At 60.1% G+C, this 13535-nt stretch carries 15 protein-coding genes and 1 pseudogene; 5 read left to right on the top strand and 11 right to left on the bottom strand.

Annotated elements, in window-relative coordinates:
* Positions 1-62 precede the first annotated feature (62 nt).
* Positions 63-503: pseudogene (locus BN1125_RS04690) on the bottom strand (phosphatase PAP2 family protein); the annotation flags it as partial.
* Positions 504-663: 160 nt separating this feature from the next.
* Here BN1125_RS04690 and mpl point away from each other — a divergent pair.
* Positions 664-2034: a UDP-N-acetylmuramate:L-alanyl-gamma-D-glutamyl-meso-diaminopimelate ligase gene (gene mpl / locus BN1125_RS04685; protein WP_042010965.1), complete on the top strand. Its 1371-nt coding sequence runs from the start codon at positions 664-666 to the stop codon at positions 2032-2034.
* The gene (locus tag BN1125_RS04680) at positions 2031-2642 is read left to right on the top strand and encodes a flavin prenyltransferase UbiX (protein WP_042010964.1); all 612 of its coding nucleotides are present in this window, start codon (positions 2031-2033) and stop codon (positions 2640-2642) included. Before mpl ends, BN1125_RS04680 begins: the two co-directional genes overlap by 4 nt.
* Positions 2643-2713: 71 nt before the next feature.
* On the opposite strand, the gene BN1125_RS04675 is transcribed toward BN1125_RS04680, so the two are convergent.
* Positions 2714-3328 (bottom strand): TetR/AcrR family transcriptional regulator, encoded by a 615-nt coding sequence (locus BN1125_RS04675; RefSeq protein ID WP_042010963.1) that lies wholly within the window; start codon positions 3326-3328, stop codon positions 2714-2716.
* A gap of 201 nt (positions 3329-3529) precedes the next feature.
* Between BN1125_RS04675 and hpt the strand changes: the two genes are divergently transcribed.
* From hpt to BN1125_RS04660, 3 genes are all read left to right on the top strand, one after another.
* Complete coding sequence (gene hpt / locus BN1125_RS04670; protein ID WP_042010962.1) at positions 3530-4060, top strand: hypoxanthine phosphoribosyltransferase; 531 nt, start codon at positions 3530-3532, stop codon at positions 4058-4060.
* 111 nt (positions 4061-4171) lie between these two features.
* Positions 4172-5089: an ABC transporter ATP-binding protein gene (locus BN1125_RS04665; protein ID WP_042010961.1), complete on the top strand. Its 918-nt coding sequence runs from the start codon at positions 4172-4174 to the stop codon at positions 5087-5089.
* Positions 5086-5859: an ABC transporter permease gene (locus BN1125_RS04660; RefSeq protein WP_042010960.1), complete on the top strand. Its 774-nt coding sequence runs from the start codon at positions 5086-5088 to the stop codon at positions 5857-5859. The genes BN1125_RS04665 and BN1125_RS04660 overlap by 4 nt, the downstream gene beginning before the upstream one ends.
* A 309-nt stretch (positions 5860-6168) precedes the next feature.
* On the opposite strand, the gene BN1125_RS04655 is transcribed toward BN1125_RS04660, so the two are convergent.
* The 9 genes from BN1125_RS04655 to thpR all read right to left on the bottom strand — a co-directional run bounded on the left by BN1125_RS04655 (position 6169) and on the right by thpR (position 13533).
* Positions 6169-6516 carry a putative quinol monooxygenase gene (locus BN1125_RS04655; protein ID WP_042010959.1) on the bottom strand — a complete coding sequence of 116 codons (348 nt, stop codon included), beginning with the start codon at positions 6514-6516 and terminating at the stop codon, positions 6169-6171.
* Positions 6517-6540: 24 nt separating this feature from the next.
* Positions 6541-7398, bottom strand: a complete 858-nt coding sequence (panC, locus tag BN1125_RS04650; protein ID WP_042010958.1) for a pantoate--beta-alanine ligase — start codon at positions 7396-7398, stop codon at positions 6541-6543.
* A gap of 102 nt (positions 7399-7500) precedes the next feature.
* A complete protein-coding gene (gene panB, locus BN1125_RS04645) occupies positions 7501-8295 on the bottom strand; it encodes a 3-methyl-2-oxobutanoate hydroxymethyltransferase (RefSeq protein WP_042010957.1) in 795 nt (264 codons plus the stop codon).
* Positions 8292-8801: a 2-amino-4-hydroxy-6-hydroxymethyldihydropteridine diphosphokinase gene (gene folK, locus BN1125_RS04640; protein WP_042010956.1), complete on the bottom strand. Its 510-nt coding sequence runs from the start codon at positions 8799-8801 to the stop codon at positions 8292-8294. The genes panB and folK overlap by 4 nt, the downstream gene beginning before the upstream one ends.
* A gap of 11 nt (positions 8802-8812) precedes the next feature.
* Entirely contained in the window at positions 8813-10312 is a 1500-nt protein-coding gene (gene pcnB, locus BN1125_RS04635; RefSeq protein ID WP_042010955.1) for a polynucleotide adenylyltransferase PcnB, read from the bottom strand.
* 319 nt (positions 10313-10631) lie between these two features.
* Positions 10632-11540, bottom strand: a complete 909-nt coding sequence (gene gluQRS / locus BN1125_RS04630; RefSeq protein ID WP_042010954.1) for a tRNA glutamyl-Q(34) synthetase GluQRS — start codon at positions 11538-11540, stop codon at positions 10632-10634.
* 111 nt (positions 11541-11651) lie between these two features.
* Complete coding sequence (gene dksA / locus BN1125_RS04625; protein ID WP_042010953.1) at positions 11652-12101, bottom strand: RNA polymerase-binding protein DksA; 450 nt, start codon at positions 12099-12101, stop codon at positions 11652-11654.
* 119 nt (positions 12102-12220) lie between these two features.
* Entirely contained in the window at positions 12221-12964 is a 744-nt protein-coding gene (gene sfsA, locus BN1125_RS04620) for a DNA/RNA nuclease SfsA (RefSeq protein WP_042010984.1), read from the bottom strand.
* Entirely contained in the window at positions 12961-13533 is a 573-nt protein-coding gene (gene thpR / locus BN1125_RS04615) for an RNA 2',3'-cyclic phosphodiesterase (RefSeq protein ID WP_042010952.1), read from the bottom strand. The genes sfsA and thpR overlap by 4 nt, the downstream gene beginning before the upstream one ends.
* Positions 13534-13535: the final 2 nt, after the last annotated feature.

Below are 13535 nucleotides of genomic sequence, written 5' to 3'. Positions count from 1 at the left end.
CGGGTTGATAACAAAACGCCCCGACATTTTCATGTCGGGGCGTTTTATTTTGCGACGTTCAATCAGTGGGTCTGACTGCGCAGCAGCGGCACACGGGCCAATCGGGGGACGATGCGGTCTATCAGCCGATTCGCCAGCGGGGTCAGCAGCAACCATGGCAGACAGAGGGTCGCCAGCCCCAGCGCGCCGACATAGACATCGGTAAACCAGTGGGCACCAGCCAGAATGCGCGGCGCTGAAAAGATCGGCACCATCAGCAAGGCAGTGACACCCGCCCAGCGCGGCAGATAGCGCAGGGCAAAACCGGCGAAGATCATCAGGAACAGAGCGTGATCGCCGGGGAAGCTGTCACCGGAAGAGTCCTTGGTCGAAATACCGCTGATCTGGGTCACCCGCAGCGCATCAGCCACCATCAGGGTCGGGCTGGGTCGCGCCACCGGCAATCGGTGACCCAGCTGGTTGATCACCAGTGCACTTAGCAGCATCACTATGCCCATCGCCAAATAAAGCCCGCAAATCCATTCCAATCTCGCATACCCCAACAGCGCCAAGATTTCTGCTTCCGGTGCCGCATCTGTGAGCCTCTTGCCATGAGTGCGGCTTGTGCCACCACCACAACACCCCCTAGAATGCGCACTTCCCTTTACTGCGAAAGGAAGCGGTATGCATATTCACATCCTCGGGATCTGCGGCACCTTTATGGGTGGTCTGGCGGTGTTGGCAAAACAGCTCGGTTATCGCGTCACAGGCTCCGATGCCAATGTCTATCCCCCCATGAGTTCCCAGCTCGAGCAACAGGGCATCGAACTGATCGAAGGCTATGACCCCTCCCAACTCGATCCGGCGCCGGATCTGGTGGTGATCGGCAACGCCATGAGCCGCGGCAACCCCTGTGTTGAATATGTGCTGGACCGCAATCTGCCCTATATCTCCGGCCCCCAGTGGCTGCTGGAGCATGTGTTGCAGGATCGCTGGGTACTGGCCGTTGCTGGCACCCATGGCAAGACCACCACCGCCAGCATGCTTGCCTGGGTGCTGGAGTACGCCAAGCTGGAGCCCGGTTTCCTGATCGGCGGCGTGCCGGGCAACTTCCCGGTCTCGGCCCGCTTGGGCTCTGCCCCCTTCTTCGTCATCGAGGCGGACGAGTATGACTGCGCCTTCTTCGACAAACGCTCCAAGTTCGTTCACTACCATCCGCGCACCCTGGTGATGAACAACCTGGAGTTTGACCACGCGGATATCTTCCCCGATCTCGCCGCCATCCAACGCCAGTTCCACCACCTGATGCGCACCGTGCCGAGCAACGGGCGGGTGCTGTTCCCGCAGGCCGATGACAACCTCACCGCCGTGCGCAAGATGGGTTGCTGGAGCGAAGTGGAGCTGGTGGGTCAGGACGACGCCAAATGGAAGGCCGTCAAGCTGGCCGATGACGGCTCCGCCTTCGAGGTGTGGCTGGATGGCGAAAAACAGGGCGAGGTGCACTGGGAGTGCATCGGCGAGCACAACGTCAACAACGGCCTGATGGCCATCGCGGCCGCCCGCCATGCCGGTGTCATGGTGGAGCATGGCATCGCCGCCCTCTGCCAATTCAAATCCCCCAAGCGGCGGATGGAGCTCAAGGGCGAGGTGGCTGGCATCAGCGTCTATGACGACTTTGCCCACCACCCCACCGCCATCGAGACCACCCTCGGCGGCCTGCGCGCCAAGGTCGGCGGGTCACGCATCCTGGCGGTGCTGGAGCCCCGATCCAATACCATGAAGCTGGGGGTACACAAGGAGGAGCTGGCCGGCTGCTTCGATGGCGCCGACGAGGTGTTCTTCTTCCAACCCCCCAACATCGGCTGGGATCTCGGCGAGGTGACGGCCCATATGACCCGACCCGCCAAGGTGTTCAATGATCTGGAGACCCTGATCAACCGGCTGGTGGCCGAGAGTCGCGATGACGACCATATTCTGATCATGAGCAACGGCGGCTTCGGCGGCATTCATGACAAGCTGATCGCCCGCCTCAAGGATTATCACGGCGAACTATGAACAAAGCGATCACTTTGGCGCTGACCGGCGCCTCCGGCGCCCCCTATGCCCTGCGCCTGCTGGAATGCTTGGTGCAGGCGGACTATCGGGTCTACTTGCTCGCCTCCTCGGCAGCACGAGTGGTGCTCAAGACCGAGCAGCAGCAGGATTGGCCGGGCTCGCCAAAAGAGCTCTCTGCCTACCTCTGTCGCCAATATGGCGCCAAGGAGGGGCAGATCGTCGCCTGCGGCAAGGAGGAGTGGTTCTCCCCGGTGGCTTCGGGCTCGGCCGCGCCCAAACAGATGGTGGTCTGCCCCTGCTCCATGGGCACCGTCTCAGCCATTGCCAACGGCACCTCCGACAACCTGCTGGAGCGGGCGGCGGATGTGGTGATCAAGGAGCGTGGCCAGCTGATTCTGGTGCCCCGCGAAACCCCCTTCTCGGCGATCCATCTGGAAAACATGCTGAAACTGGCGCGGCTCGGGGTAACCATCATGCCTGCCGCCCCCGGTTTCTATCATGAGCCGAACAGCATCGCGGATCTGGTGGACTTTATGGTGGCCCGCATCCTCGATCATCTCGGTGTCGAACATGAACTGACCAGCCGCTGGGGCTATGGCCACGGCTGAGCTGACCACCATATCCGTCCATAAAAAAACGGCGCCACTCAATGAGTGACGCCGTTTTTCGTTAAGCCGTGTTAGCGAGCCTGAATTGGCGCCGTCACGTACTTGAACAGGAAATCAGTCACCTCTTCGCGCGCCGGGCGCTGGGGTTGATTGATCATCTGCATCATCACATAGCCAAAACCGGTCAAAGAGCGGGCCAGATCCTGTGCTGACAGCACGCTGCTGATCTCCCCTGCATCCATGGCGGTTTGCAGCTCGCTGGCGATCAGCTCAAGAGACTGATCGAGCAGCCGGGTATAGCGGGGCCATACCTCTTCCCGAACCGATGAACTCCACTCCAGCCAGATACCGGCATAATCCGGTTGATCGTAGGCGGCATCGACCGAGAGGCGTACATGACGCTGGATCTTGTCGAAAATGGAGCCCTGGTCACCGTATGCCTGCGACAGCATCTGGTTCACAACGCGTTCGATCTCGGCCAGTACCTCATCAACCAACTCCTCGCGGGTGTTGAAATAGTTGAAGACGGTAGCCACAGAGACCTTGGCCTGTTCGGCTATCTCGGCGTGACCGGCACGGCCAATGCCGCGGCGAGAGAACACCTCGATGGCACATTCCATCAATTGGGAGCGACGAGCTTCCGGCGACAGCCGGGTACGACGTCTTATTTCTGCGCGTGGTTCCATAGTTTTTATCAACTAATAGTTATTGATTATGGTGTTTATAGTATTTTAACTAATCATGCCTGAGTGCCTGCTAACTCTATCAATTAAAATAAGCCGATAAAAGCACCACGTATCTCTAGCACCCTTCGACATGAGTGGTAGAATCATCGGTTTTGATATTCATGAACGGCCAAATCCCCTTTGGCCTTATGGGAGTAAGTGATGAAACACACCGTCGAGGTGATGATCTCCGAGGCTGAAGTCGCCACCCGGATCGCCAAATTGGGTGAAGAGATCACCGCCCGCTATCAGGGTTCTGACGAAGTCGTGATGATTGCGCTGTTGCGCGGGTCCTGCATCTTCCTGGCCGACCTCTGCCGCCAGTGCCAGCTGCCCATCACCCTGGACTTCATGACCGCCTCCAGCTACGGCTCCGGCATGCACAGCACCCGTGACGTGCGCATCCTCAAAGACCTGGACGACGACATCAAGGGCAAGGATGTGGTGATCGTCGAAGACATCATCGACACCGGTTACACCCTCAACAAGGTGCGCGAGATCCTCTCCCTGCGCGAGCCGAAATCCCTGGCCATCTGCACCCTGCTGGACAAACCCTCCCGCCGCGAAGTGCAGGTGCCGGTTGACTGGATTGGCTTCGCCATCCCGGACGAATTCGTGGTCGGCTGTGGCATCGACTACGCCCAGAAGTACCGCAACCTGCCGTTTATCGGCAAAGTGGTACCCCAGGAGTAAGCCCGGTTCAGAAATACCACGGATGAAGTGGCCTGGTGCCCTTTACTCTGTGCAGGCGGCCTTGGCCGCCTTTTCTGTATCGAGCCGGATTCAACCACCACAGAGGTTGCAATGAACGCACTGGAAATCAGCGGCCTGAAAAAGACCTATCAGGGGGGCGTTGAAGCCCTTAAAGGCATCGATCTTACCGTCAGGCAGGGCGATTTCTTCGCCCTGCTCGGCCCGAACGGAGCCGGCAAATCCACTACCATCGGTGTCATCAGCTCGCTGGTGAACAAAAGCGCCGGCAAGGTGAAGGTGTTTGGCTACGACATCGACAGCGATCTGGAACAGGCCAAGGCCCAGCTCGGGCTGGTGCCGCAGGAGTTCAACTTCAGCCAGTTCGAGAAGGTGATCCAGATTGTCACCCATCAGGCCGGTTTCTACGGCGTGCCCAAGGCGGAAGCGAAAATCCGCGCCGAGAAGTACCTGCGCCAGCTCGATCTGTGGGAGAAGCGCGACATGCCTGCCCGCACCCTCTCCGGCGGCATGAAGCGCCGCCTGATGATCGCCCGCGCCCTGATGCACGAGCCCAAACTGCTGATCCTCGATGAACCGACCGCCGGGGTCGATATCGAGATCCGTCGCTCCATGTGGACCTTCCTCAAGGATCTCAACGAGCAGGGTGTCACCATTATTCTCACCACCCACTATCTGGAAGAGGCCGAGATGCTCTGCCGCAACATCGGCATCATCGATAAGGGTCGTCTGATCGAGAACACCAGCATGAAGAATCTGCTGGGCAAGCTGGGTCGCGAGACCTTCCTGCTCGACCTTGCGCCAGGTTCTGCCGTACCTGAGGTGCCAGAGTTCAACGGCCGCATGCAGGATGAACGTACCCTCGAGGTGGATCTCGACAAGAGTCAGTCACTCAACAGCCTGTTCGAACAGCTGTCGAACCAGCAGGTGCAGGTGCTAAGTATGCGCAACAAGGCCAACCGGCTGGAAGAGCTGTTCGTCAATCTGGTCGAAGAGGGGAGAAAAGCATGAATCTGGCCATCTATTACATTGCCTTCAAGAGCATTTTGGCCAAGGAGGTGAGCCGCTTCACCCGGATCTGGATCCAGACCCTGGTGCCACCGGCCATCACCATGAGCCTCTACTTCGTCATCTTCGGCAACCTGATCGGTTCGCGCATCGGTGACATGGGCGGCTTCACCTACATGGAGTTCATCGTGCCCGGCCTCATCATGATGTCGGTGATCACCAACTCCTACTCCAACGTCGCCTCCTCCTTCTTCAGCGCCAAGTTCCAGCGCAATATCGAGGAGATGCTGGTTGCGCCGGTGCCCAACTACGTCATCATCGCCGGTTACGTGGGCGGTGGCGTGGCGCGCGGCCTCTGTGTCGGCCTTATCGTCACCCTGGTGTCGCTGTTCTTCGTGCCGCTGCAGATCCACCATCTGTTCAGCGTCTGCTTCACCGTACTGCTCACCGCGATCCTCTTCTCGCTGGGGGGCCTCATCAACGCGGTGTTTGCCAAGACCTTCGACGACATCAGCATCATCCCCACCTTCGTGCTGACGCCGCTCACCTATCTGGGCGGGGTCTTCTACTCCATCAGCCTGCTACCTCCCGTCTGGCAGGCGGCCTCTCAGGTGAATCCCATCATCTATATGGTGAACGCGTTCCGTTACGGCTTCCTCGGCATCTCCGACGTGCCGCTCGGCACCGCCTACCTCATCATCATCGGCTTTATCCTGGCACTCTACGGTGTCGCCTGGTGGCTCATCTCTCGCGGCACCGGGCTGCGCCACTGAGCCATGCCATCCAGCCAAGGGCGCCATTCAGGGCGCCTTTTTTATGGCCATGAGGTTTTGCAAATACGGAAAAGAGTGGCCCGGTGCCAGTCAAACAGATTGCGGCCCAATCGGGAATTGCTCGTCGAGGGAAGCGCTACGCCGGAGCAGTCCCTGAGACTGCCGGGTGAGGAGACGTCCGTCCCCTGGTGTTCTACTGCGGCTTCGCCAAGTATGGGCTCAACCACTACACCGCCAAAAAGGCTGCACCGCAGATAAGAGAGAAGCCCGCTACTGCGGGCTTCTCTCTTATGGTCAGTGCCATTCAGATCAGAGCTTGGGGGCGTCGTACTCCGCCGGCTCATCACTGTAGACGCAGACATTCCACTTGGCGGCCAGACCATCATCGGCCAGGCAGTAACGCTCGAAGAAGGCTTTGATTTCCGCGCGCTGGCAATGTGCTTCGAAGCTGGCCATGTCACGCCAGATCTCGTTGAAAACGATGGGGAAGCTCTCCCCTTCGGCAAACGGGCTGGGGATGTGGCGGGTGACTATGTATTGCTGGCAGCCATCTTCGCGCAGGGTATTGGGCTCAAGGGCCTGCAACACCTGAAACAGGGCTTGCTCCTGGCCCGGCTTGGGCTGGAACTGGGCAATGCAATATACCTTCTTGGACATGAAATACTCCTTGTTGTGGCTGATTCAGGCTGGCTGAAGCGACACGACGCAGTTGTCGATCAAACGGGCCTTGCCGAGATAAGCCGCCATCAGGATCACCAGCTGCACGCTCTCGTCAGTGGCAGATTCGAGGGAGGCAGCATCGACGATGTCGATGGCATCAGTACGAAAACCGGCGTTGCCGAGACGCTGACTGGCCTGCGCCACCAAGGATGGCAGGTGGTGGTCACCCGCTTCAATCTGCTCGGCGATCCAGTTCATGGTGCGCGCCAGCTCGGGGGCAATGGCCCGCTCGGCGGCAGTCAGGTAGCCGTTGCGTGAAGAGAGCGCCAACCCGTCTTCGGCCCGCACGGTAGGCACGCCGACGATCTCGATGGGCATCGCCATGTCGGCCACCATCTTGCGAATAAGCGCAAGCTGCTGGTAATCCTTCTGGCCAAAGCAGGCCACATCCGGCTGAACCAGATTGAACAACTTGGTGACCACGGTGCTGACCCCACGGAAGTGTCCGGGTCGCAGTGCCCCTTCCAGCAGACCGGAGAGGCCCGGCACCTCGACGAAGGTCTGGCTCGCCAGCCCGTTGGGATACATGATCTCCGGGGTCGGGGTGAACACCATGTCGACGCCGGCCGCTTCCAGCGCAGCGCAATCCTGCTCCAGAGTGCGCGGGTAGTTGGCAAGATCCTCGGCCTTGTCGAACTGCATCGGGTTGACGAAGATGCTGACCACCACTTTCTCGGCGTGGCTGTGCGCCTCTTTCACCAGGGACAGATGGCCCTGATGCAGGTTGCCCATGGTGGGCACGAATGCGATGGCACGCCCTTCACGGCGCCATTGGCTGATCTGCTCACGCAGAGCGACGGGATTATTTACAACCAACATCAGCAGTTCACCTTCCGATAAATCAAAAAGAGAGACGGGTTAAATATGCGAGGCTGACAAGGAGAGACGGGGGCCGCAGCCCCCGTCGTATGGCAGTCTAGATCAGTTGAAGCTGTGCTCGGGGCCGGGGAAGCTTCCCTCGCTCACCTGCTGGACATAGAGGCGGATGGCGGCACGCACATCGCCGGTCTCGGCCAGGAAGTTCTTGGTGAACTTGGGTACATAGCCCGAGGTGACACCAAAGGCGTCGTGCATCACCAGGATCTGGCCATCGGTCGCGGGGCCGGCACCGATACCGATCACCGGAATGCGTAGCGCCTTGGTGATGCGCTCGGCCAGCGCAGTGGGCACACACTCGAGCACCAGCAGCTGGATACCGGCCGCTTGCAGTTCGAGGGCCTGACGGTAGATCTCCTGGGCCTGAAACTCGTCGCGCCCCTGCACCTTGAAGCCACCAAAGACATGGACAGATTGCGGGGTGAGGCCGAGGTGACCACACACCGGCACCCCGTTGCGGGTGAGGTGGCGGATGGAGTCACACAGCCAGTCGCCCCCTTCCATCTTCACCATGCGGGCACCGGCGGCCATCAGGCGAGCGGCGTTCTGGTAAGTCTGTTCCGGGGTGGCGTAGCTCATGAAGGGCATGTCGGCGACCACCAGCGCCTTGCTGGCACCGCGCGCCACACAGCGGGTGTGATAGACCATCTCATCCATGTTGACCGCCAGGGTATCCTGACCCCCTTGCAGCACCATACCCAGCGAGTCGCCGATGAGCAGCACGTGGGCCCCCTCGTCGTCGAACAGCTTGGCAAAGGTGGCGTCATAGGCGGTGATGGCGGTGAACTTTTGACCCTCCTGCTTCATCTTCAGCAGGTTGGCGGTGGTGATCTTGCTCATAGAGGCTCCTGTACGTCTGCACGCGGGGCAATGATGGCCAAATCATTGTGCGGGCAGTGGGCAACCAGTAGGGCGAGCGGGGTGCCGCAGGGCAGCACCAGAGCAGGCGCGATTTCGGCGAGGGGCAGCAGTACGAACTCTCGCTCCTTCATGCCGTAGTGGGGTACGATGAGGCGCTCATGGTTGATCACCTGATCCCCATAGAGCAGCAGATCGAGATCAAGCGTTCTCGGCCCCCACCGCTCATCCTTGCGCACACGTCCCTGTTCCAGCTCGATTTTTTGTAATTTATCCAGCAGCGCAAGGGGCGCGAGCCGGGTATTGAGCCGGACCACGGCATTGACGTAGTCCGGTTGGTCTGCAGGGCCCATGGGGCGGCTGCTGTAAAAGGACGAGGCCTGCATCAACACGGATTCCGGCAACATTGCCAGCGCGGCAACGGCGCGACCAGCCTGACCCAAGGGGTCAGACAGGTTGGAACCAATGGCGACGAAGACCTCGGTCATCACGGCGAGCGTTACTCGGCGGTTTTCGGCTTGCGACGGCGGGGGCGACGACGGTTGCGGCTGTTGCTGCTGCGCTTCTCGCTATCGTTGCTACGGGCCTCACCGGCCGGGGCTCGCTCACCACTTGCCGGGCGGCGAGTCGCTTCACGCTGCAGTTGCGGGCGCACATCCGGGTTGGAGGCGACATAGCGCTCCCACCAGCTCGCCAGCTCGCCAAGGCCACGTTCGACCCGGTTGCGCAGCAACAGGAAATCGAATGCCGCGCGGAACTTGGGATGTTCCATGGCGCGCTCGGGGTGACGACCCTGACGACGGGTCAGGCGCTGTTGCAGTGCCCAGATGTCGCGGACATCGGTGGTGAAACGGCGGGGAACGGCGATGATCCGCACCTGATTGTCCAGCACCTCGTTGATCGCCAGCATGAAGGCGTCATACCAGGGCAGGCCGCTCTCGTTCTCCAGCACCCGACCACGGGCCTCGACGCAGCCCCACAGCAGGGTGGCATAGAGGAAGGCGGGAGTGACGCGCTTATCTTCGCGGACGCGGGTGTCGGTATCGATCAGTGCCTGCTCGATAAACTGCTCGTAGGGCGAGTTGCCGTGCGGGGTAAACAGCGCCGCCACTTGCGGGAACAGCTGCTGGAACAGACCATACTCGCGCAGCAGCTTGTAGGTCGCCAGACCGTCGCCAGCCAGGAACAGCTTGAGGGTCTCCTCAAACAGGCGGGCCGCCGGAATATCCTGCAGCAGCGGCGCCAGCTCCTGAATGGGCGCGGCGGTACGCGGGCTGATGGTCATCTCCAGCTTGGCGGCAAAGCGCACGGCGCGCAGCATCCGCACCGGGTCTTCGCGGTAGCGGGTCTCGGGATCGCCGATCAGCTCCAGCTTGCGCTCGGCCAGATCTTCCAGACCCCCTTCGAAATCGTGCAGGGTGAAATCTTTGGCGCTGTAGTAGAGGGCGTTGACGGTGAAGTCGCGGCGCTCGGCATCCTCTTCGATGGTGCCGTAGACGTTGTCGCGCAGCAGCATGCCTTCATCAGACTGGGCCGACACATGTTTGCTGGTATTGACCTGATGGTGGTGACCCCGGAAGGTGGCCACTTCGATCACGTCACGACCAAAGACAATGTGGGCCAGGCGGAAGCGGCGGCCGATCAGGCGGCAGTTGCTGAACAGTGACTTGATCTGCTCCGGCGTCGCATCGGTGGCGATGTCGAAATCCTTGGGCCTCTTCCCGAGCAGCAGATCCCGGACTCCGCCGCCGACCAGGTAGGCCTCATAGCCCCCTTTGTTCAGGCGATAGAGCACCTTGAGTGCATTCTCGCTGATCTCTTTGCGCGAAATAGGGTGCTGATCACGGCTTAAGGTACGACGTTGCCCGGCGACACGGGCCGGAGTGGGGGACTCCACCGACTGCTCGCCGTCTTCCTTGCCGAGCACTTTGCGGCAAAAGTTTGCGATCTGGGAAAAAATGGTACACCTCGTTATGACTTCAAATTGACGGGAGGCCAAAAAAATAGCGGCCTATCATAGCTCACGCCTGACCAAATGAAAAACCATGTGACTACTTCAGCTCATTTGAATCAAACCGAGCCAAAAAATAGCGGGCTACCTGCGCATAGCTTACGCCTGACCAAATGAAAAACCATGTGACTACTTCAGCTCATTTGAATCAAATCGAGCCAAAAAATAGCGGTCTACCTGCGCATAGCTTACGCCTGACCAAATGAAAAACCATGTGACTACTTCAGCTCATTTGAATCAAACCGAGCCAAAAAATAGCGGGCTATCTGCACCAGCTCACCCCTTATTACACGAAAACCAGCCCTCTTTACTCAAGGTCCAGCGGGATCTTCTGGCAGGCTGGCACCCGTTCAAGCTGCCAGTGGGCGATGCCCCAGCCAATCATCTCGTCGATCCTGCTTTCCATCAGCTCGGGGGGCGGGCACTGACCGAGGAAGTGCAGCGCCTGCCACAGGGCGGGGCGCACCTCATCCTGCGCCAATGCCGGCGCATGGTTCTGCTTGGATAGCTTGTTGCCATCGGCCAGCACCGCCAGAGGCAGATGCATCCAGTCGGGCACCGGTGCCCCCAGGGTCTGGTAGAGGGCAATCTGGCGCACCGTGGGCTCCAGCAGATCGGCCCCGCGCACTATCTCGGTAATGCCGCAGTCCATGTCATCCACCACCACCGCCAGGTTATAGGCGTAGAGCCCGTCGCGGCGGCGGATAATAAAATCCTCCTCGGCGAGCGCCGCCGGCACCGCGATATGGCCCTGCAAGCGATCATCGAAGTGGTAGACCGGGTGGTGCTGGCGCAAGCGGGCGGCAGATCCCTCTGCCGTCAGCCCCAAGGTGCGGCAGTGGCCGTTGTAAAAGCCACCGCTCGCCATGATTTCGCGCCGGGTACAGCGGCACCAGTAGAGATCGCCGGCCCGATAGAGCTGGTCGATGATTTCGTCATAGCGGCCGTGGCGCACGCTCTGGAACATCACCTCCCCATCCCACACCAGACCATAGGCCTCAAGGGTTTTGAGGATCAGGTCGGCCGCCCCCGCCATCTCCCGCGGCGGATCGATATCTTCGATGCGAACCAGCCAGCGTCCCTGTTGCGCTCTGGCCTGCAAAAAACTGCCAAGGGCGGCGATCAGCGAACCGAAGTGGAGCGGGCCTGAGGGTGAGGGGGCAAAGCGGCCGACATAGGGACGTGCAAGGGGTGAAGACAGGGGATTCACTGGCATGGCTGTTCGGGTAAGCGATTCATTGAGGCTGCATTCTGGGGCGCGACCGCCAAAAGCTCAATAAAAAAGGGAGCCCGCGAGCTCCCTTTTTCATATACCAGAGGGTCGGGATCAACCGGCCATCTGTTTTTCCTTGATCTCGGCCAGTGTCTTGCAATCGACACAGAGATCGGCGGTCGGACGGGCTTCCAGACGGCGGATACCGATCTCGATACCGCAGTGCTCGCAGTAACCGAAGTCGTCATCTTCCAGCAGCTGCAAGGTCTTCTCGATCTTCTTGATCAGCTTGCGTTCACGGTCGCGGGTACGCAGTTCAAGAGCGAACTCTTCTTCTTGCGCGGCACGATCCACGAGATCCGGGAAGTTGGCAGCCTCGTCTTTCATATGGTCGACGGTACGATCAACTTCCTGCATCAGTTGGTTGCGCCAGGCACCCAGGATCTTGCGAAAATGCGCCTTCTGTTGGTCATTCATGTACTCCTCACCCGGCTTTTCCTGGTAAGGCGCGACACCCGCAATGGCCAGGGGGCCCAGAGATTTCCTGTTTTCGCCTGTTGGCATGCCCTGTCTCCTAATTCAGCACGCTACCCGTGCCATCCATAAATTGAGGGCGACATCTATAGCAGAAGGGTAACGGGTAAGCAAACGAGCCGTACCAATAATGTTACCCACTCCAATATTTATGCACTCCCCTCGGGTAACAGGTGACCAGAGTCAAACGGAATAAACCCTTGGGTCACCATGCCTTGCACCCCAACATGGGGGCGGTAGCATAAAATTTCAACCCCCGCCGCGATTGCCTGCTCAATTAGCAGACTATAGTGCGGATCTATATGGGTTGCAGGGCGCATCCGACTTATTCCTGAGTGCAACACCATAAAGAGCAGCACAGCCCTGTGGCCCGCAGCTTTCATCGCCATCAACTCGCGCAAATGCTTGGCACCACGGGCGGTGACCGCATCGGGGAAGTAGCCCATACCAGCCTCCTCCCGCTCGTCGAGCAGGGTGACTGATTTTACCTCGATGTAACAATTGCCCTTCTCGTCATCTTCCAGCAACAGATCGATGCGACTGTTCTCTTCGCCATACTTCACCTCGGTGCGCAACCGGCTGTAACCCGCCAGCGGAGCGATGGCCTCCTGCTCGATCAGCTCGCGGGCGATCTGGTTGGCGCGGGCCGTGTTGACGCAGATAAAGTGGCCCGCCGGGCTCTCGGCGATCTCCCAGCTGTTGGGCAGCTTGCGCTTGGGGTTATCGGAGGTGGAGTACCAGACCCGGGTGCCCGGATCGGCGCAGCCGGTCATGGCACCAGTGTTGGCGCAGTGGATGGTGATCACCTCGCCATTGGCCAACTCAACATCGGTCAGAAAGCGCTTGTAGCGGGCGATGAGCTGCCCGGATTGCAGCGGTGGATCGAATATCAAGGGTTGGCCCTCCACGCTTGATCATTATCCCACTCATCCCGAGCGCCCTCATCCTTGACTCTGGCCCGCAGCGGCCAGCAGGCGAGCGGCTCGTAGCGTACCCCGTCCGGGGTCGAGATGGATTGATAGAGGCAGAACTCATCGGCCTGCAGCAGAAAATTTGGGGCAGGCAGGATGGCAGGCGCCTCACCCGCCTTGCGCGACAGGGTAACGTGAGGGTGATAGCCCTGCTCGCCATTGCCAAGGCGCAGCTTCTCGCCGTGGCGGCGCAGCGCCCGGGCCAGCACGTTCAGATCGTTGGGCCATGCTTTCGGGCCGATCCAAGCGGCCTTGGCCCGGCTGAACCAGCCGGTCTCATCCAGCCTGATGGAGAGCGGTGGACAGTGCTGGCGCTCCACGGCGGCCATCAAGCGGCGGGTGGTCAGCTCGTCCGCTTCACCGAGGAAGGCCAGGGTCAGGTGAAGGTTGGCTTGCGGCACCGACTGACCGGGCCAGGGGCGCTTGTCGCGCCAGGCGATGAGCTCGGGAGCGAGCGCCTTGACGGGCAGGGCAAAGAAGAGTTTGGCCATGT

Origin of the sequence: Aeromonas fluvialis, from assembly GCF_000819885.1 — a bacterium.
GTDB lineage: Bacteria > Pseudomonadota > Gammaproteobacteria > Enterobacterales > Aeromonadaceae > Aeromonas > Aeromonas fluvialis.
This window is presented reverse-complemented; position numbering and strand designations above follow the sequence as displayed.